Source organism: Streptomyces sp. NPDC043952 (assembly GCF_056435325.1).
This window is the reverse complement of the sequence record NZ_JBWKES010000013.1, coordinates 151,145-168,050: the sequence shown is the minus strand read 5'-3', so window position 1 is coordinate 168,050 and position 16,906 is coordinate 151,145. Positions and strand designations below refer to the sequence as shown.

General features: G+C 74.6%; 15 protein-coding genes. 5 read left to right on the top strand and 10 right to left on the bottom strand.

Annotation, left to right across the window (positions count from 1 at the left end; translation table 11 throughout):
* Positions 1-3: 3 nt before the first annotated feature.
* The 5 genes from AC069R_RS17705 to AC069R_RS17685 all read right to left on the bottom strand — a co-directional run bounded on the left by AC069R_RS17705 (position 4) and on the right by AC069R_RS17685 (position 4,478).
* Entirely contained in the window at positions 4-1,206 is a 1,203-nt protein-coding gene (locus tag AC069R_RS17705) for a serine hydrolase domain-containing protein (protein ID WP_478767697.1), read from the bottom strand.
* Between the two features lie 96 nt (positions 1,207-1,302).
* Positions 1,303-2,271 carry an acetylxylan esterase gene (locus AC069R_RS17700; protein ID WP_478767696.1) on the bottom strand — a complete coding sequence of 323 codons (969 nt, stop codon included), beginning with the start codon at positions 2,269-2,271 and terminating at the stop codon, positions 1,303-1,305.
* A 79-nt stretch (positions 2,272-2,350) separates the two neighbouring features.
* Positions 2,351-3,004 carry an Rv1733c family protein gene (locus tag AC069R_RS17695; RefSeq protein WP_478767695.1) on the bottom strand — a complete coding sequence of 218 codons (654 nt, stop codon included), beginning with the start codon at positions 3,002-3,004 and terminating at the stop codon, positions 2,351-2,353.
* A gap of 111 nt (positions 3,005-3,115) precedes the next feature.
* Positions 3,116-3,880, bottom strand: a complete 765-nt coding sequence (locus AC069R_RS17690) for a ferredoxin reductase (RefSeq protein ID WP_478767694.1) — start codon at positions 3,878-3,880, stop codon at positions 3,116-3,118.
* On the bottom strand, positions 3,873-4,478 hold the full coding sequence (locus AC069R_RS17685; protein ID WP_478767693.1) for a sulfite oxidase-like oxidoreductase: 606 nt from the start codon (positions 4,476-4,478) through the stop codon (positions 3,873-3,875). The genes AC069R_RS17690 and AC069R_RS17685 overlap by 8 nt, the downstream gene beginning before the upstream one ends.
* Before the next feature lie 235 nt (positions 4,479-4,713).
* Here AC069R_RS17685 and AC069R_RS17680 point away from each other — a divergent pair, with 235 nt between their 5' ends.
* Positions 4,714-5,499 (top strand): GNAT family N-acetyltransferase, encoded by a 786-nt coding sequence (locus tag AC069R_RS17680; RefSeq protein ID WP_478767692.1) that lies wholly within the window; start codon positions 4,714-4,716, stop codon positions 5,497-5,499.
* A 27-nt stretch (positions 5,500-5,526) separates the two neighbouring features.
* Here the strand turns inward: AC069R_RS17680 and AC069R_RS17675 are convergent, their stop codons facing one another.
* Positions 5,527-5,925, bottom strand: a complete 399-nt coding sequence (locus AC069R_RS17675) for a MarR family winged helix-turn-helix transcriptional regulator (protein ID WP_478767727.1) — start codon at positions 5,923-5,925, stop codon at positions 5,527-5,529.
* Between the two features lie 309 nt (positions 5,926-6,234).
* Between AC069R_RS17675 and AC069R_RS17670 the strand changes: the two genes are divergently transcribed.
* Positions 6,235-7,029 carry a putative protein N(5)-glutamine methyltransferase gene (locus AC069R_RS17670; protein ID WP_478767691.1) on the top strand — a complete coding sequence of 265 codons (795 nt, stop codon included), beginning with the start codon at positions 6,235-6,237 and terminating at the stop codon, positions 7,027-7,029.
* Positions 7,030-7,094: 65 nt separating this feature from the next.
* Here the strand turns inward: AC069R_RS17670 and AC069R_RS17665 are convergent, their stop codons facing one another.
* Entirely contained in the window at positions 7,095-9,170 is a 2,076-nt protein-coding gene (locus tag AC069R_RS17665; RefSeq protein ID WP_478767690.1) for a SpoIIE family protein phosphatase, read from the bottom strand.
* 310 nt (positions 9,171-9,480) lie between these two features.
* Between AC069R_RS17665 and AC069R_RS17660 the strand changes: the two genes are divergently transcribed.
* Positions 9,481-10,356: a hypothetical protein gene (locus AC069R_RS17660; RefSeq protein WP_478767689.1), complete on the top strand. Its 876-nt coding sequence runs from the start codon at positions 9,481-9,483 to the stop codon at positions 10,354-10,356.
* A 112-nt stretch (positions 10,357-10,468) separates the two neighbouring features.
* On the top strand, positions 10,469-10,843 hold the full coding sequence (locus tag AC069R_RS17655) for a hypothetical protein (RefSeq protein WP_478767688.1): 375 nt from the start codon (positions 10,469-10,471) through the stop codon (positions 10,841-10,843).
* 231 nt (positions 10,844-11,074) lie between these two features.
* On the opposite strand, the gene AC069R_RS17650 is transcribed toward AC069R_RS17655, so the two are convergent.
* The 3 genes from AC069R_RS17650 to AC069R_RS17640 form a co-directional block, all read right to left on the bottom strand.
* On the bottom strand, positions 11,075-11,869 hold the full coding sequence (locus AC069R_RS17650; protein ID WP_478767687.1) for a class I SAM-dependent methyltransferase: 795 nt from the start codon (positions 11,867-11,869) through the stop codon (positions 11,075-11,077).
* Positions 11,866-13,674 carry a CoA transferase gene (locus AC069R_RS17645; protein WP_478767686.1) on the bottom strand — a complete coding sequence of 603 codons (1,809 nt, stop codon included), beginning with the start codon at positions 13,672-13,674 and terminating at the stop codon, positions 11,866-11,868. The genes AC069R_RS17650 and AC069R_RS17645 overlap by 4 nt, the downstream gene beginning before the upstream one ends.
* Before the next feature lie 121 nt (positions 13,675-13,795).
* Positions 13,796-14,455 carry a hypothetical protein gene (locus tag AC069R_RS17640; protein ID WP_478767685.1) on the bottom strand — a complete coding sequence of 220 codons (660 nt, stop codon included), beginning with the start codon at positions 14,453-14,455 and terminating at the stop codon, positions 13,796-13,798.
* A 410-nt stretch (positions 14,456-14,865) separates the two neighbouring features.
* Here AC069R_RS17640 and AC069R_RS17635 point away from each other — a divergent pair, with 410 nt between their 5' ends.
* Positions 14,866-16,881: an NADPH-dependent 2,4-dienoyl-CoA reductase gene (locus AC069R_RS17635; protein ID WP_478767684.1), complete on the top strand. Its 2,016-nt coding sequence runs from the start codon at positions 14,866-14,868 to the stop codon at positions 16,879-16,881.
* Positions 16,882-16,906: the final 25 nt, after the last annotated feature.

Here is a 16,906-nt window from a genome sequence, read left to right as displayed (position 1 = left end):
TGATCACAGGGCGCTGTACAGGGCGTCGATCAGGGCCATCTTCCGGGGGTCGTCCATGATGCGCGGGCCCATCCGGTTCATCACGTAGCCCAGCGACACCCCGGCCTCCGGATCGGCGAGCCCGCACGAACCGCCGAAGCCGTCATGGCCGAACGCCCGCGGATTGGGCCCGTACGCGCCCCGCGGCCCGCTCAGCCACAGGCCGAGCCCGGCCTCGCTCTCGCCCCCGAGCCCCGCGCCGAGCACCAGATCGACACAGGCGCCCTGCCCCTCGCGCGCCCGCTCGGCCGCCGCGGGCGTCAGGATCCGCCGCCCGCCGAAGGAGCCGCGCCCGGCGAAGACGCCGTACAGCGCCGCGACCGCCCGCGCGGTGCCGTGCCCGTTGGCCGCCGGGACCTGGGCCGCCCGCCACTCGGGCGAGTTCGCCTGCGCCGGACCGATCACCGGGTTGGCCATCGCCGCCAGCATGACCTGGGTCAGGTTCCCGAAGGCGGGTGCGGGTTCGCCGTCCGGGGCGGCCGGGGTACGGGTCAGTTCGGCGGCCCGCCCGTACTCCCTGACCGGCAGTCCCACGCCGAAGTCGATGCCGAGCGGCCCGGTCACCTCGCGCTCCAGGAAGGCCCCCGGCTTCAGCCCGGTGATCCGCCGGACGACCTCGCCGACCAGGAAGCCGTACGTCAGCGCGTGGTACCCGGACCGGGTGCCCGGCTCCCACCAGGGCTCCATGGCCGCGAGCCGCGCGGTGGTCAGCTCCCAGTCGTACAGGTCCCGCAGGCCCTGCGGCTCGCGCAGCCCGCACAGCCCCGCGCGGTGCGACAGCAGATGCCGCACCAGCACCTTCCCCTTGCCACCCGCCGCGAACTCGGGCCAGTACCGGGCCACCGGCGCGTCCAGGTCGAGCAGCCCCCGGTCGGCGAGCAGATGCGCGCACAGCGCCACCGGGCCCTTGGTGGTCGACCACACGTTCACCAGCGTGTCCCGCTCCCAGGTCCGGGTGCGGGCCGCGTCCGCCCAGCCGCCCCACAGGTCCACCACGGTCCGCCCGCCGAGGGTGACCGCCACCGCCGCACCCAGCTCGCACCGCGTACGGAAGTTCTTCTCGAACGCCTCGCGCACGGCCGTGAACCGGGGGTCGCAGAAGCCGTGGACACCCCCGGCGGCCTCCGGTGGCGGCGGGGACTGCCGGGTGTCGTGCGTGGCGGACATGGGCCCTCCGTGGTCGCGGGAAGGCCCGGCCCGTGTCGGCCCCGGACCGGGCACCCCGAACATACCGACCGGTCGGGGTTCGAGGAAGAGGCGGTCTCAGGCGTACGAGCGCAGCCAGCGCATCTTCACCGCGTCGCGGAAGGGCCCGCCGCCCTCGTGGTCGTTGAACTCGTACACCTCGATCGTCTTGTCCGGGTGCGCCCAGGAGTTGAACGCCGCGAACACCGTCGACGGCGGGCAGGTCTCGTCCTCCAGCCCCGTCGAGAACAGGGCCGGCATCCGGCCGCGGGCCGCGAAGTGCACCCCGTCGAAGTAGGAGAGGGTGCGCAGCACCCCCGGCGCCCGCCCCCGGTGGGTCTTCAGGAACAGGCCGACCTCGCGGTAGGGGTGGCGGTCGGTCAGCGTGATCGCGCGCGGGAAGTCGCACAGGAACGGCACGTCCGGCGCCACCGCGGCCAGGTCCGTCACCAGCGCGCCGACGGCGAGGGTGATGCCGCCGCCCTGGCTGTGGCCGAGCGCCACCGTGCGCGCCGCGTCGGCCAGCGGATGGGCGCGGGCCGCCTCGACCGCCCGCACCGCGTCCGTGAACACCCGCCGGTAGTAGTGGTTCTCGGGCGCGTCGATGCCACGGGTGAGGAAGCCGGGGTGGGCGGGCCCCGAGCCCACCGGGTCCGCGGTGCCGCCCCCGCCGCCCCAGCCGCTGCCCTGCCCTCGGGTGTCCATCACGAAGTGCGCCCGGCCCGTCGACGCCCACAGCAGATCCTCGTGCGCCAGCCCCCGCCCGCCGCCGTACCCGATGAACTGCACGACGAGCGGCAGGGGTTCGGTGGCGCCCGCGGGCAGCCGCAGCCAGCCCTTGACCGGGTGCCCGCCGAACCCCGCGAACGTCACGTCGTACACCTCGACCGTGGCCAGTCCGGACTCCACCGGCTCGAAACGGACGTCCAGTTCGTGTGCGCGTGCCTCGCTCAGGGTGGCGGCCCAGAAGGCGTCGAAGTCGTCGGGGGCGGCGGACTCGCCACGGTAGGCGCGGAGTTCGGACAGGGGCAGGTCGAACAGGGCCATCGGCCGCCGCCTTCGCCGGGAGAACGCGGAGCCCACCGTACGAGGACGGCGCCCCGGCCGGCCATGGCGGCGGGCTCGTTCACCTCCTCGGCTGGGTCCACCGCGGCCCGGTGCGGGCCCACTCCCGCTCCCACTCGGCGAGCCGGTGGCGCAGCGCGACCCGGCGGGCGACGGTGTGCCCGAGGAACACCAGGCCCCCGGCACAGGCCGCCGCGCACACCCCGACGGTCACCGCGTGCTGGAGGACCGCCGTGCCGGACGCCGGTGCGGTGACGACCCGGCCCCGCGAGTCGACCCACACGGAGACCGTCCCGCCCGCCGGGGTCCCGGCCGGCACCCGCGCCATGGCGGTCCTGGGTGTCCGGCCGGGCTCGGTCCAGCGGACCGCGGCGCGGTGCGGATGCCCGCGCCCGGCCCGGACGGCGGACGGGTCGCCGACCACCGTGGCCCGCACCTGATGGCGCGCGGCCCGCTGCGGCGCCGCGGCCGCCGCGCCCCGGTCCTGGGCGTACAGGCCCGCGGCCGCCCCGACCAGCGGCGCCACCACGAACAGCAGCACGGCGACGACCAGCGCCGCCCACGCCTCGACGACATCGCAGCGGCGCCGCAGCGGATTGCTCCGCCAGCGCCAGCCACGCACCCGCACCCGGTTCCGCATGTCCGCCTCCTCGCCGAAGCCGACCGGCCGCCCGCCCGCGCCGCCACCCGCTCCGGTGCGCGCACGAGCGTCCACACCCGTCTCGTACCCCGTACGGCGCACCCGGCCCACCCGGTGAACCGCGAGTTCAGGCCCACTTGAGGCACATTCGAGCCATATGTCCCGCGAACGTGTCGGCGGCGCGGCTCAGCCGAAGCGTTCGACGCGGATCCGGTCGGCCGGCTGACCGGCGCGCACCAGCAGCCGGGAGACGTGCTCGGCGAACCCGTTGGAGCCGCACACGTACGCCTCCCACCCGCCCGGCGGCCGCTCGGCCAGCAGCGGCGCCAGATGCGCGGCCGTCACCCGGCCCACCGGCACCCCCGCGGGGGCGCCGCGCGTGAACACCGGGGTGGTCTTCGCGCCCAGCTCGGCCGCGTAGATCAGCTCCTCGGGGCTGCGCGCCGACACCAGCATCCGCAGTGGCACGCGCAGGCCGCGCGCCCGGTGGTGCCGGACCATCGACATCAGCGGTACGACCCCGGAGCCGGCGCCGAGCAGCAGCGCGGGCCGGTCCCCCGGCCAGGCGAAGAAGCCGCTGAGCGGGCCGCGCACCTCGATCGTGTCACCGGGCCTGGCCACCGTGTGGAACCAGCCGGAGACCTCGCCGCCCGGCACCCGGTCCAGGGTCAGCTCGATGTGTCCGCTGTCGTCGGGCGCGGAGGCGATCGAGTAGTGGCGCTGCGCCGTGTAGCCGTCCTCGGCGGTCAGCCGCAGCATCAGGTGCTGGCCGGGCAGGTGCCCCGGCCAGGCGGGCACCGCGAGCCGGAAGGTGGCCGCGTGCGGGGTCTCGTGGCGGATCTCCGTCAGGGTGGCCGTCTGCCATGTCGACTCGGCCCGCTCGCTCACGGCGATCCGGCCGGGCACCGCGAACCGGGGCGCGCCGCCGGGCGTGGTCGTCGTCTCAGTCACCGGAGTACCGCTGCTCCTGCCAGGGGTTGCCGCGCGCGTGGTAGCCGTTGCTCTCCCAGAAGCCCGGCTCGTCGTGGTCGAGAAGCGTGATGCCCGCGATCCACTTGGCGCTCTTCCAGAAGTACAGGTGGGGCACCACCAGGCGCGCCGGGCCGCCGTGCTCGGCCGGCAGCGGCTCGCCGCCGTACTCCCAGACGATCCAGGCCCGGCCGCCGGTGAGGTCGGCCAGCGGCAGGTTCGCGGTGTAGCCGGTGTGGGAGCGGGCGAGCGCGTGGGTGGCGGCCGGGGCGGGCCGCACCACGTCGAGGAAGGCGTCGAGCGAGACCCCGCCGAACCGCACCCCGAACTTCGACCACCCGGTGACGCAGTGGATGTCGCCCTCGTACGCCGACGCGGGCAGCGCGTGCGCCGCGTCCCAGTCCCAGGTGTACGGCCGTTCGACCAGTCCGTCGATCCGGAAGGTCCAGTCGGCGGGTGCGAGGTCGGGGGTGACCTCGGCGGACAGGACCGGCCAGTCCTCGCGCGCGTCGTACTGGCCGGGCGGCAGCCCCGGATGGTGCTCGCGCGCGCGGCCCGTGAAGCCTCGCGTGACGTTCATGCTTCAACCGTACGCTGTCCCGGCGGGTGTTCCGTGCCTGGTCACCGGCCCGGTGCCCGGACGCGGGGCCCGATCGTTGCGGGCGTATGAACACTGCCGGGGTGCGGGAATACCGGCCGCGGGCCGCGCCTTGGCGATCGGTACCGGCCATGGCGCGCCGGTCACCGGCACGAGAGAAGCGAGGGATGAGAATGCGCAAGGCGTACGGCTCCGGCACGGTGATCGAGGTGGCCGCGTGAGCGTCGTCGGCCCCCGGCCCCACCCGGACGTCCCGCTCCCCGCGGACGCCCCGCCGGCCCCCTCCGATGTCCGGCACGTCCTCGACAACCCCGCCCACGCCTCCCTCACCGGCCCGCACGCCCACTTCGCCGAGCGGCGCGGCCGGGTGCTGCGCTACCCGGTCGACGTCTCACCGTGGCTGGCGCTGCCCGACGAACCGGAGGCGCGGGACTGGGCCGACCTCGCCGCGCTGGCCGGACCCGGCGCCGAGATCCCGCTGTTCGGCTACTGCGGACAGGTCCCCGCGGACTGGGAGATCACCTTTCACGTGGACGGCGTCCAGCTCGTGGACGACGGCCTGGCCGCGGCGCCGGACGCGGAGGCGGTCCGGCTCGGCCCGGCCGACGTGCCCGAGATGCTGGACCTGGTGGCGCGCACCAAGCCGGGGCCGTTCCTGCCGCGCACCGTCGAGATGGGCACCTACCTCGGCATCCGCCGCGAGGGCGCGCTGGTCGCGATGGCGGGGGAGCGGCTGCGTCCGCCGGGCTGGACCGAGATCAGCGCGGTGTGCACCGACGCCGGTGTGCGCGGACAGGGCCTGGCCGGCCGGCTGGTCCGTGCCGTCGCGCACGGCATCCGGGAGCGTGGCGACACGCCGTTTCTGCACACCGGCGCCAAGAACACCAACGCCATCCGGCTCTACGAGTCCCTCGGCTTCCGGCTGCGCCGGACCACGTCCTTCCTGGCGGCGCGGGTGCCGGAGCCGCTGGTGGACGGGCGGGCCGCGGTGCCGGTGGGGTGACCGCCGCCCGCCCCGCCGCGGGGGAGTTCAGTCGGTGCCGATGCCGCCGGCGCTCGCGTTGTAGCGCTCCAGATAGGCCGCGAAGCGCACCAGGTCGTCGTCGGCCCAGTCCGCGAGCCGTTCCTGGAAGGCGGCCCGGCGGCGCCGGGTGACCTGGGCGAGGATCTCCTGCCCGGCACCGGTCAGCTGGAGCACCTGGACCCGCTGGTCCGCCGGGTCCGGGCGGCGCTCGATCAGGCCCGCGCGCTCCAGCGCGGCCACCTGGCGGCTCACCGTGGACTTGTCCAGGGCGTAGTGCGCCGCGAGATCGGTGGCCCGGCAGCCGCCGCTCTCCTCCAGGTGGCCGAGCAGGGTGTACGACACCAGGGACAGCTCGGGGTGCATCCGGCCCGCCGAGGCGCGGGCCCGGCGGGCGAAGACCGTCATCTCGCGCTGGATCGCCTCGACGGCCGACTCGGCTGGGCGCACGGGACCTCCCTCCTGCGGTGCTTCCCGGTGCTCCGGATTCCGGTTGCAGAGTACAACTCGCGACGTCAGGGGGCCGAACCCGGCCGGGCCCGGTGGGGTATGGTGACCGTCCGGTCGCGCAGGTCCGCGGCCCCGAGTGCGAGGAGGTGGGACCCATATCCGCTGTGTCAGCCGGGGTGCTCCCCCCTCGTGACGGCGCGGTGCACCGGCAGCGGTGACCGCGGGAGCGCCCTGTGGTCTCGCGCTCCCGAAAGGCATCCGTCATCCATGCCCCCTCGCTCCTCTCATCCCTCCCTTTCCCCCGCGGCCGTCGTCCGCGCGCTGCGTGCCGCCGGGTGCGTGTTCGCCGAGGACGAGGCCGAGTTGATACTCGGCACCGCCCGTGACGCCGCCGAACTCGCCGCCATGGTGGACCGGCGCACCGCCGGGCTGCCGCTCGAACACGTCCTCGGCTGGGCCCACTTCCACGGGCTGCGCATCGCCGTCGAGCCCGGCGTGTTCGTGCCCCGCCGCCGTACCGAGTTCCTGGTGGACCAGGCGCTGGCCGAAGTACCGGACGCGTCCGTCGTGGTGGACCTGTGCTGCGGCTCCGGCGCGCTCGGCGCGGCCCTCGCCGCCGCGCTGGACGGGGCGCGGGTGCACGCCGCCGACATCGACCCGGCCGCCGTCCGCTGCGCGAGCCGCAACCTCGCCCCCCACGGCGGCCACGCCCACCGGGGCGACCTCTACGACGCCCTGCCCACCGCCCTGCGCGGCCGGGTCGATCTCCTGACGGCCAACGTGCCCTACGTCCCCACCCCCGACCTCCCGCTGCTCCCCGCCGAGGCCCGCGACCACGAGCCGCCCACCGCCCTCGACGGCGGCCCCGACGGCCTCGCCGTCCTGCGCCGCGTCGCCGCCGGGGCCCCCGGCTGGCTCGCCCCCGGCGGCCGGCTGCTGTCCGAGACCAGCGAACGCCAGGCCCCCGCCGCGCTCGCCGCCTTCACCGAGGCGGGCCTGAGCGCACGCGTGGCGGTCTCGGGGGAGTGGTCGGCGCATGTGGTCATCGGGGAACGGGGCTGACGCCGGGAACACCGCGGCCTCGTACGGGACTTACCCCCCGGACACCACAGCCTCCTGATTGGCCATCAGCACTCCTTCGCCCGTGCGATGAGCAGCGCCACGTCGTCGTGGTTGTCCGGATGGTGGAGCGTGCGCAGGAGGTGGTCGCAGGTCTCCTCCAGCGGCCGGGTGGGGTCGGTCAGCAGGGACAGCATGACGTCCAGGCGTTCGTCCAGGGTGTGGTGGCGGGTCTCCACCAGGCCGTCGGTGTAGAGGACCAGTTCGTCGCCGGGGGCGAAGTCCACGGTGACGGTGGAGAAGGAGACACCGCCGACGCCGAGCGGGACGCCGGTGGGCAGGTCGAGGAGTTCCGGGGGGTGGCCGGGGCGGACGCGGGCCGGGGGCAGATGCCCGGCGTTGGCGATGCGGCACTGCCGCAGCCGCGGGTCGTGGACGGCGTAGACGCAGGTCGCGATGGAGTGGTCCAGGGCCGAGGTGGTCTTGTCCAGGTGCGCCAGAAGCACCGCGGGGTCCAGGCCGAGCGCGGTGAGCGTGGCGGTCGCGGTGCGCAGCCGGCCCATCGTCGCCGCCGCCCCGATCCCGCTGCCCATGACATCGCCGACCACCAGCGCGGTCCGCCCGCCCTCCAGCGGGATGACGTCGAACCAGTCCCCGCCGACCTCGCTGGTGGCACCCGCCGGCTGGTAGCGCGAGGCCACCTGGAGCCCGGTGGTCACCGGCGGCTCGCTCGGCAGCAGGCTGCGCTGGAGGGTGAGCGCGGTGTTGCGGGCGTTCTGGTACCAGCGGGCGTTGTCGATCTGCACCGCCGCGCGTGCCGCCAGCTCCCGCGCGAGCAGCACGTCGTCCGCGTCGAACGGCCGCGTGTTGACGGTCCGTTTGAGGTCGAGCGCGCCCAGCACCTCGCCGCGCGCGATGAGCGGCACCGCGAGGTACGAGTGCAGCCCCGCCCGCCCCAGCAGCACGGCCGCCTCCGGGGAGCGGGCGATGCGCGGCAGGTCCTCGTCCTTCACCCGCGGCACCAGCACCGCCTCGCCCGTGCGCACGCACTCGGTGACCAGCCGGTCCGGCGCGTACCGGGCGATCTCGCCGGGCGTGTCCGCGGCCCGTACGGCGTCCGAGCCGTCCTCCGGGCGCAGCGCCAGGGCCCGGAGCACCGCCGGGTCCGCCGGGCCGAGGGTGCTGGGCCGGCCCTCCACCACCGCCTCCAGCAGGTCCACGGCGGCCACATCGGCCAGCTCGGGCACCGCGACCTCGGCCAACTCCCAGGTCGTACGGTCCAGTTCGAGGGTCGTACCGATCCGCTTCCCGGCGTCGGCGATCACCGCGAGCCGGCGCCGCGCCACCTCCGCCTCCACGGCGGCCCGGTGCTGCTCGGTGATGTCGGCCACCGAGCACGCCACGCCCAGCACATGGCCCGCCGCGTCGTCCAGCCGGTACAGCGAGACCGCCCAGGTGTGGTCCGCGTCCGGGTCGGCGGGCGTACGGCCGACGAGGGTGTGGTCGATCAGCGGCGCGCCCGTCTCCAGCACCCGGCGGGCGCCGGCCTCCATGCCGGCGACGTCCAGTCCGGGCAGCACCTCGGCCATGCGGTGACCCAGATGCTCGGCGGCCGGCCGCCCGTTGATCCGCTCCAGGGCGGGGTTGACCGACACGAACCGCAGCTCCGTGTCGAGCACGGCGAGACCGGCCGGGGACTGCTTCACCATCCGCTCGGACAGCGCCACGTCCTGTTCGAGGCGCCGCACGGTCGAGCGGTCGGCGGCGAGACCGAGGGCGTACACCTCGCCGCGGGCGTCCAGCAGCCGCATGTTGCGGAACTCCACCAGACGGGTGGTGCCGTCCTTGTGCCGGATCGGAAAGCCGCCGGCCCAGCTCTGCCCGGTGGCCATGACGTCGGCGAAGAGTTTGCCGACCAGTTGCATGTGCCGCTCGTTCACCATCAGCCGGGCGGCGTGCTGGCCGAGCGCCTCCGCCGCCGTGTAGCCGAACAGTTCCTCGGCCTGGGGGCTCCACAGCACGATCCGGCCCTCGGTGTCCAGGACCACCGAGGCCACCGCGAGCACGTCGAGGAGGCCGCCCGGCGGCACGGGACCGCGGGCCGGCTCGCCGCCCTCCGTCGCCGCAGCCCCGGCTGCACTCATGCCACGCACCGCCTTCGCCCGTCCGGACGGCACGCCGTCCCCCGTGCCGGTTCCCCACGTCCTGTCGCGCTCACATCCGACTCTCCGCCGCCGTCGCCGTCAACCTCCACCATCTCTCAACCCGGCGGCGGGCGTCCGCCCGAGCGACGCCGGCCGGGGCACCGGGACCGCTCGCGGGACCGTACCGCGCGGCCGGGGGCGCCGGGAGAGTTCATGCCCATGTTGCTGCATTGGCCTGTACATGACCGATCGCGCCACGCCAGACTGTGCGCCGTTCGAGTGTCCCCACCGCCCGTTCGAGGAGATGGTCATGCCCGCGTCCGCCCGGTTACGCCGCAATGGAGCCCTCGCCGCGCTCGTCGCCCTCGCCGCCGCCCTGTCCCTCGCCGTGCCGTCGTCCGCCGCCGCGGCCGGCACCTGGAACGAGACCGGCTCGGACCGCGCCGACCCGCTGACCGAGAGCCAGGGGCTGGCCTCGATCGAGGTCCCGGCGGGCAGCCCCAACCGCTACACCGGCATCGGCACCATCCCGCTGAGCGACTCCCTGCGGGGCTGGAACCACGTCGGCGATCCCGACGCGTCGTACGAGGGCTACTACGTCGAGCCCTACCAGGAGGACTCCGGCGGGGCGAAGATGTACCGCGTGCAGGCGCCCGACGGCTCCTGGTCGGAGTACGTGCACCAGCTCAGCCCCGGCGAGGCGCTGAACAACTCCTGGGATGCGATCACGCCCGACGGGCAGTGGATGCTGTCCGGCGAGTGGGGCACGATGAACCGGCTGCTGGTCTTCCCGACGCCGGGCGAGAACCGCGGCACCTCGCCCTCGGCGAACCTCCCGCTGGCCGCCACGGTGCACCTGGACCACGCCGTCAGCGATGTGCAGGGCTGCGACTTCTCCGGCCCCACCACCCTGCTCTGCTCCTCCGACGACTCCGACGGGAGCCTGTTCGGCATCACCAAGCCGCTGCTCCAGATCGACCTGTCGGCCCCGCCGGACGGCTCCGCGGACGTCACCGGCCATGTCACGGCCCTGCGCCAGTTGCCGCTGCGCAGCGCGTGCTCCGGCACCTTCGAGGTGGAGGGCATCGACTACGACCGGCGCAGCGGCACCCTGCGGGTGATCGTGGTCTCGCCGGGCGTCTGCGTGCTCACCGACAGCAAGACGTACAAGTTCACCCTCGGCTGATCCCGCGCAGCGCGTGCGGGTGACGGGGGGCGGTGTTTTGCTGGGCGGGGGGATGGACGCGGTGCGGCGGGGTACTCCGGGCAGCGCAGCGCGGCCAGGAAAGGAGCGATCAATGGCGCACGAGGACCAGTCGCATCCGGAAACCGTCATGGTGGAGATCAGCGGATGCTCCAAGGACGACGCGCGTCTCGTCTTCGAGGCGCTCAATACGTGCTTCGCGTCCGACCGGGGCGAGGACGAGGTGCCCCAGCAGCTCCACGAGACCCGCCCGATGGTGTGGCTCGGCAGTTACGAGGTCGCGGACACCGAGCGCAAGGGCTGTCCGCCGGTCCACCTCCGCTCGTCCGTCCAGGCGGACGTCCAGGGCGGCTACTGGGCCGTGGACCGCTTCCGCCACACCCTGGACTCCATGTTCACCGTCGAGGAGACCAGCGCGGCCTCCGGCGACCAGGAGCGCGATCTGCACCTGCGCCTGGAAAGCCGCTGACCCGAGGCGCCACCGCCACGACGACACGACACCGCTACGACGACGCCCCGACCGGTCCCGCACCGGCCGGGGCGTACTGCGCCAGGCCGGCAGGCCATCGGCGAGGCCGTCCTGCAAGGAACCGTGCTCCGTAGCCGTCACCGCCTCCTTCGCTCCCCGGGCCGGTGCCCATGGCAGGTGGCGAGCAGGTGACACCTCGGCCAGGAGTGGGGAGCCATCCGGGTCCGGCCCCTACCGCAGGGGGGTGATGACGGCCTCCAGGTAGGCGTGCCGGATGCGGACCCCCGGCCCGTCCGGAAAGGTGCGGTTGCCGAAGGCGCGCAGGAGCCCCGTACGCAGCGCGGTCGCCGTGCCGGAGGCGTCGGCGGGGTCCGGTGCCGCAGGGCCGAAGCAGCGCAGGAACGTCTCGCTCCAGGCTTCACAGGACGTGCTGCGCAGATCGAGGTGGCGGGCGGCGGTGGTCACGCGTGCGGTGGGAAAGAGCGACCGCAGCTTCCCCGCCGTGCCCCAGGTGCCGACCGCCCGCGTCAGGTCGGGGCTTGCGGGGAGGTGGCGGTGAAGGACGGCGAACACCTCGTCGATGACACTGCCGGGAGACCAGTTGGCGAGGGCGATGCGGCCGCTGGGGCGGCAGACCCGGACCAGCTCGCAGGCGGTGGCGCCCGCGTCCGGCGCGAACATGGCCCCGTAGGCGGACAGGACGGCGTCGAAGGACCGGTCGGGGAAGGGGAGGCGCTGCGCGTCGCCCACGCACACCTCGATGGGGAGGTGCTCGGTGGTGGAGCGGTGGCGCGCCAGGGCCACCATCTGCGGGTCGAGATCGACGGCGGTCACCGCGCAGCCGCGCCTCGCCGCCGCCAGCGCCGCGTTTCCGGTGGCGCAGGCGACGTCGAGGACCCGCTCGCCGGCGCGCGGCCCGGCCGCGGCGCACAGCGCCTCGCTGATGGGCTGCAGGCGGGCGGCGAGGGTCTGGTACCGCTCGGCGGCCCAGTCGGTGGTGCCCGGCGCGGAGGGAAGGGATGTCATGAGAACTCCCACGGAGGGGTGACGTGGACGCCGCCGTCGTACATCAGAAGGCTCGCGAGGGCGGGGTCGGTGAGGATGTCGTGGATCGAGCGAACCCGGCCGCACGGGGCGCCTGAGGCGTTGAGGGTTTTCTCCCAGTTCGCCGCCGAGTCCCCGGCGAGGGCGCGTACGAACGCCTGCCGGTCGGCGTCCGGTGGCAGACCGAGGGCGGACCGGGCCCGAGGGGTGTCGACCAGGGCGAGATGCCCCTCCCCGGTGGGCAGCGGGTGAAAGAGGGGCCCGGCTGGTGGGCGCTTCGCCCCGTTCAGCAGGAGCCGGGCGGCGGACAGCAGCGAGGTCTCCACGGCGGTGGGCACACCGGTCGTCTCGCGGAGCAGCAGGGCGGCCAGGACCGCCTCGGCACACACCAGTCCGCCCAGCGTGTCCAGCAGCGTCGCCACGCTGCAGGCCGGTGGCTCGTCGTCGGGGCGCTGGGCATAAGCGAGCCCGGAGTGGGCCTGCGCGGACCAGTCGCTGGCGACCGGGGGCAGAAGGGGACCCCGGAAGGGGGCCCAGCCGGAGGCATGGGCGCAGACCAGCCGAGGGTGGGTGCGCCAGAGGGTCTCCGGTTCCAGGCCCAGGCGTTCGGCCCGGCCGACGGGCCAGTTGTGCAGGAAGACATCGGCCGTGTCGAGCAGTTCGCGCAGCGCGCCGCGCCCCGCGGGTGTGGTGACGTCCAGGCGGACGGGGTGCTTGCCCCGGTGCAGCGCGCCAAAGCCCGCGAAACACCCGTCGACCACCGGCTCGATTCCCCGCGCGGGGTCGCCGTCGGGCATCTCGACCAGCACGACGCGGGCTCCGAGCATGGCCAGGACCCGGCCCGCGTAGGGGCCTTGGAGGAACCGGGTGCATTCCACCACGGTCAGTCCGGACAGCGGCAGGTCGTAGGGGAGGGACGTCCGGGCCGGTTCCCGTACGGCTGCGGGGCCGGTCCGGCTCGTCCAGGGGCGCGCGCAGGGCCGGTAGCGGTCCGGTGGCTGCAACTCGACCAGGGCCACCTCGCACGCGTGGGCGGCGTCCCGCAGTTCGGCGAGCGAGTGGGCCGTGACCGCCCGGTGCAACGCCTCCGGCATCGTGCACCGGGCCGTCCACTGGCGGGCCGCGTGCTCGCGCCACGCCCGGCCGATCGCGACGCCGTCCGCGCCCAGCCGCTGCCACAGCGCTCCCCAGCGGTGGGCGCGGAAGGTCTCGATCTCCACCCAGCGCCCGTCGCGGGTGCGGAAGGGCGGCGGTAGCCCCGCGTCGGGGCGGGGCGGCAGAGCCGAGCGGTCCGCGCCGTCCGGGTGACCGGTGTGCTCCGGGGGATGCGTGCCGATCGCGCGGGGTGCGTAGGTGCCGGGGGCGGCCCCGGCGATCGCGAGGTAGTGCCCCAGCGTGAGCAGCAGCGCCGCGGTCGGGTCCACGCGGACGCGCTCCGTGTTCAGACCACGGGTGCGGGCGAACAGACCGGCGAGCACTCCCTGGCCGGTCACCACGGCGCGCACGACGGCGGTGTGATCCAGACCGAGCCTGCGCGGGCCCTCGCCCTCGCGCAGCCCGTACAGGTGCATCAGCCCGCACGCGGCCTGGGCGGTCTCCTCGTGGGACGCACCGGGCACGCTGTCGCTGATCGCTTTGCCGGTGTGCGGGGCTCCGGCGGGCTCGACGGTGAGCGGTCCCGCACCGCCGGGGGCGGAGGCGAGCCGCCAGCAGCCCGTCGCTGTCGGGCGGGGGTTGAAGCCGAGTTCGAGGATGTGGTGTTCGGCTTTCGGGCCGAGACCGGACACCCGCATAATCGCATCGCCTTTCCGCGCAGGGGGTCGGGTGGTCTGGTGGATCGGGGGGCGCCGGCGGGGCCGGGGGACCGGCTCACGCGGGCGCCTCCCACCGGTTGGCGCGGGCCCCGGACTACCGCTCGGGGCCGGCCGGTTCGATCTCGTCAGCGCCGTGGGCCCGGCAGACCCCCAGGGGCTCGCAGGCCACGACGTACCAGGGAGCCGGGTAGGGGTCCTCGGGGGCCAGGCAGACGACAACGTGCGTCACCGTCCCGGCGTGGGGCTCACCGAGAAGGGCCACGGTCGTGCCCGGTGGCAGCGCCAGCCGCGCGACGCGGGCGAGGGACACCGGGCAGCGCACCGGTCCCTCGGCCTGTGCCAGGACGTGTTGTGCCAGTGGGTCGTAGTGGTCGAGGCCGGCCCGCCGCAGCACCAGGGCGTGGGCGAGTACGGCGGTCTCCGGAGGCGGGAGGCCGCCACCGCCGCGCTTCCACTGGGCGAACAGTGTCCGCTCGACGCGCTCCCTGCTCCAGATGCCGGCCCGGCTGTCTTCGCGGACGGCTGGAGGGAGAGCCGGAAGGGCGGGTGCGGAGCGGAAGCGGTCCGCCGTCTGGCGAGTGCTCCGGGAGACGCGGCCCCGTGCCTTAGGCGCGGGGGAGGAGACCGGTGTGGCGGGGGCCGCGCCGTCATGTCGGCGGCTCGTGTGCCGCCCGTCCCGCGTCCGCTGCCCGAGTGGGGCGTCCGGGGCCACCGCGCCGCGCGGCCACCGACAACACTCGCTGTCCGAACTCACCTGTTTCGACCTCCTGGTGACAGGACCTGACGGGTCCTCGTCGGGGATGCGCCGTCGCCCGAGGCGGCAGCTCGTGCCGGGGGAGGCGCGGAAGAAGCGCGGGGTCCGACCAGTGCACCAACGCGGGGCCGGGCCGGAAAGGAGGCGGAGCCGTGAACATTGTTGAAACAGGCCCGATGTTGCACGCCCGGCTGAACGGCGCGGCGGGGCGTGCTCGGCGCCCGGTGCCGGGGCCCGCGCGGCTCCGGCACCGGGCGCCCCGTCCGGCCGGGCCGTTGCACGGGGCTGGCCACCCGTCCTGGAGGCGCGGGCGGCAGTGGTGCCGGGCACATGTTCTGCAACTTGTTGCACAAAAGGGTTCGCGTGCTCTACAACAAGAGGCGAACGCATCTGCGCACGGAGGGCCTGACATGAGCCGTTACCCCCACTTGCTGACCCCGCTGGACCTGGGGTTCACCACGTTGCCCAACCGGGTGCTCATGGGGTCCATGCACGTGGGCCTGGAGGAGGCCGAGCGGGGGTTCGAGCGGATGGCGGCCTTCTACGCCGCCCGTGCGCGCGGCGGCGTCGGGCTCATCGTCACCGGGGGCATCGCGCCGAACGAGGAGGGCCGGTCCTTCGAGGGCGGGGCCATGCTCACCACCGAGGCGGAGGCCGAGCGGCACCGGATCGTCACCGAGGCCGTGCACGGCGCGGGCGGCCGTATCGCGATGCAGATCCTGCACTTCGGGCGGTACGCCTACCACCGCGGCCTCGTCGCCCCGAGCCCCGTCCAGGCGCCGATCAACCCCTTCGTGCCCCGCGAGCTGTCCGACGCCGACGTCGAGCGGACCGTCGAGGACTATGTGCGCGCTGCCCGCCTCGCCCGGCACGCCGGATACGACGGCGTCGAGATCATGGGCTCCGAGGGCTACCTGATCAACGAGTTCATCGCCGCCCGCACCAACCACCGCACCGACCGCTGGGGCGGCTCCTACGAGAACCGGATGCGCTTCCCGGTCGAGATCGTGCGCCGGGTCCGCGAGGCCGTCGGCGCGGACTTCATCATCGTCTACCGGCTGTCCATGCTGGACCTCGTCCCCGGCGGCTCCTCGCACGCCGAGGTGGTCACCCTCGCCAGGGCCGTCGAGGCCGCGGGCGCCACGATCATCAACACCGGCATCGGCTGGCACGAGGCCCGCATCCCCACCATCGCCACCTCCGTGCCGCGCGGCGCCTACACCTGGGTCACCAAGAAGCTGATGGGCGAGGTGGCGATCCCGCTGGTGACCACCAACCGCATCAACACCCCCGAACTGGCCGAGGAGTTGCTGGCCGGCGGCTACGCCGACATGGTCTCCATGGCCCGGCCCATGCTCGCCGACCCCGACTTCGTCGCCAAGGCCGCCGCCGGCACCCCCGAGGCCATCAACACCTGCATCGGCTGCAACCAGGCGTGCCTGGACCACACCTTCGGCGGCAAGCTCACCTCCTGCCTGGTCAACCCGCGCGCCTGCCACGAGACCGAGCTGGTGCTCGCCCCGACCCGCACGAAGAAGCGCGTCGCCGTGGTCGGCGCCGGACCCGCCGGCCTCGCCTGCGCCGCCGGCGCCGCCGAACGCGGCCACCAGGTCACCCTGTTCGACGCCGCGAGCGAAATCGGCGGACAGCTCAACGTCGCCCGCAAGGTCCCCGGCAAGCAGGAGTTCGACGAGACGCTGCGCTACTTCCGCCACCAGCTCGACGCCCACGGGGTCGACGTACGGCTCGGCATCCGGGTGAGCGCCGCGGACCTGGCCGGCTATGACGAGGTGGTCGTCGCCACCGGCGTCACCCCCCGCACCCCCGACATCCCCGGCGTCGACCACCCCCGCGTGCTCGGCTACCTGGACGTGCTGCGCGACGGCGCCCCCGTGGGCGAGCGCGTCGCCGTCCTGGGCGCCGGCGGCATCGGCTTCGACGTCGCCGAGTTCCTCACCGACGCCGGCGACAAGGCGAGCGAGGATCCGCGGACCTACTTCCGCAACTGGGGTGTCGACATGGAGTACACCGCGCCCGGCGGCCTCACCGAGCCGAGCCGCCCACGCCCGCCCCGCCAGGTGCACCTGCTCCAGCGCAAGACCACCAAGGTCGGCGCCGGGCTCGGCAAGACCACCGGCTGGATCCACCGCACCGAGCTGAAGCACCGCGGCGTCACCATGGTTCCGGGCGTGCGCTACGACCGCATCGACGACGCGGGACTGCACATCACCGTCGGCGGGGAGAGCACGGTGCTGGAGGTCGACACCGTCGTCCTGTGCACCGGTCAGGAGCCGCGCCGCGACCTGTACGACGCGCTGGTCGCCGCCGGGCGCAGCGCCCATCTGATCGGCGGCGCGGACGTGGCGGCCGAGCTGGACGCCAAGCGTGCCATCAAGCAGGGCACCGAGGTGGCGGCGGCGCTGTAGGACCCGTACCGGGCGTCCCTAGGAT

Bases quoted from the DNA above. Each gene is read 5' to 3' on its own strand.
- AC069R_RS17675 (WP_478767727.1), bottom strand. From the start codon at position 5,925: ATGACGGTCTTCGCCCGCCGGGCCCGCGCCTCGGCGGGCCGGATGCAC.
- AC069R_RS17670 (WP_478767691.1), top strand. From the start codon at position 6,235: ATGCCCCCTCGCTCCTCTCATCCCTCCCTTTCCCCCGCGGCCGTCGTC.
- AC069R_RS17635 (WP_478767684.1), top strand. From the start codon at position 14,866: ATGAGCCGTTACCCCCACTTGCTGACCCCGCTGGACCTGGGGTTCACC.
- AC069R_RS17655 (WP_478767688.1), top strand. From the start codon at position 10,469: ATGGCGCACGAGGACCAGTCGCATCCGGAAACCGTCATGGTGGAGATC.
- AC069R_RS17700 (WP_478767696.1), bottom strand. From the start codon at position 2,271: ATGGCCCTGTTCGACCTGCCCCTGTCCGAACTCCGCGCCTACCGTGGC.
- AC069R_RS17705 (WP_478767697.1), bottom strand. From the start codon at position 1,206: ATGTCCGCCACGCACGACACCCGGCAGTCCCCGCCGCCACCGGAGGCC.
- AC069R_RS17650 (WP_478767687.1), bottom strand. From the start codon at position 11,869: ATGACATCCCTTCCCTCCGCGCCGGGCACCACCGACTGGGCCGCCGAG.
- AC069R_RS17660 (WP_478767689.1), top strand. From the start codon at position 9,481: ATGCCCGCGTCCGCCCGGTTACGCCGCAATGGAGCCCTCGCCGCGCTC.
- AC069R_RS17665 (WP_478767690.1), bottom strand. From the start codon at position 9,170: ATGAGTGCAGCCGGGGCTGCGGCGACGGAGGGCGGCGAGCCGGCCCGC.
- AC069R_RS17685 (WP_478767693.1), bottom strand. From the start codon at position 4,478: ATGAACGTCACGCGAGGCTTCACGGGCCGCGCGCGCGAGCACCATCCG.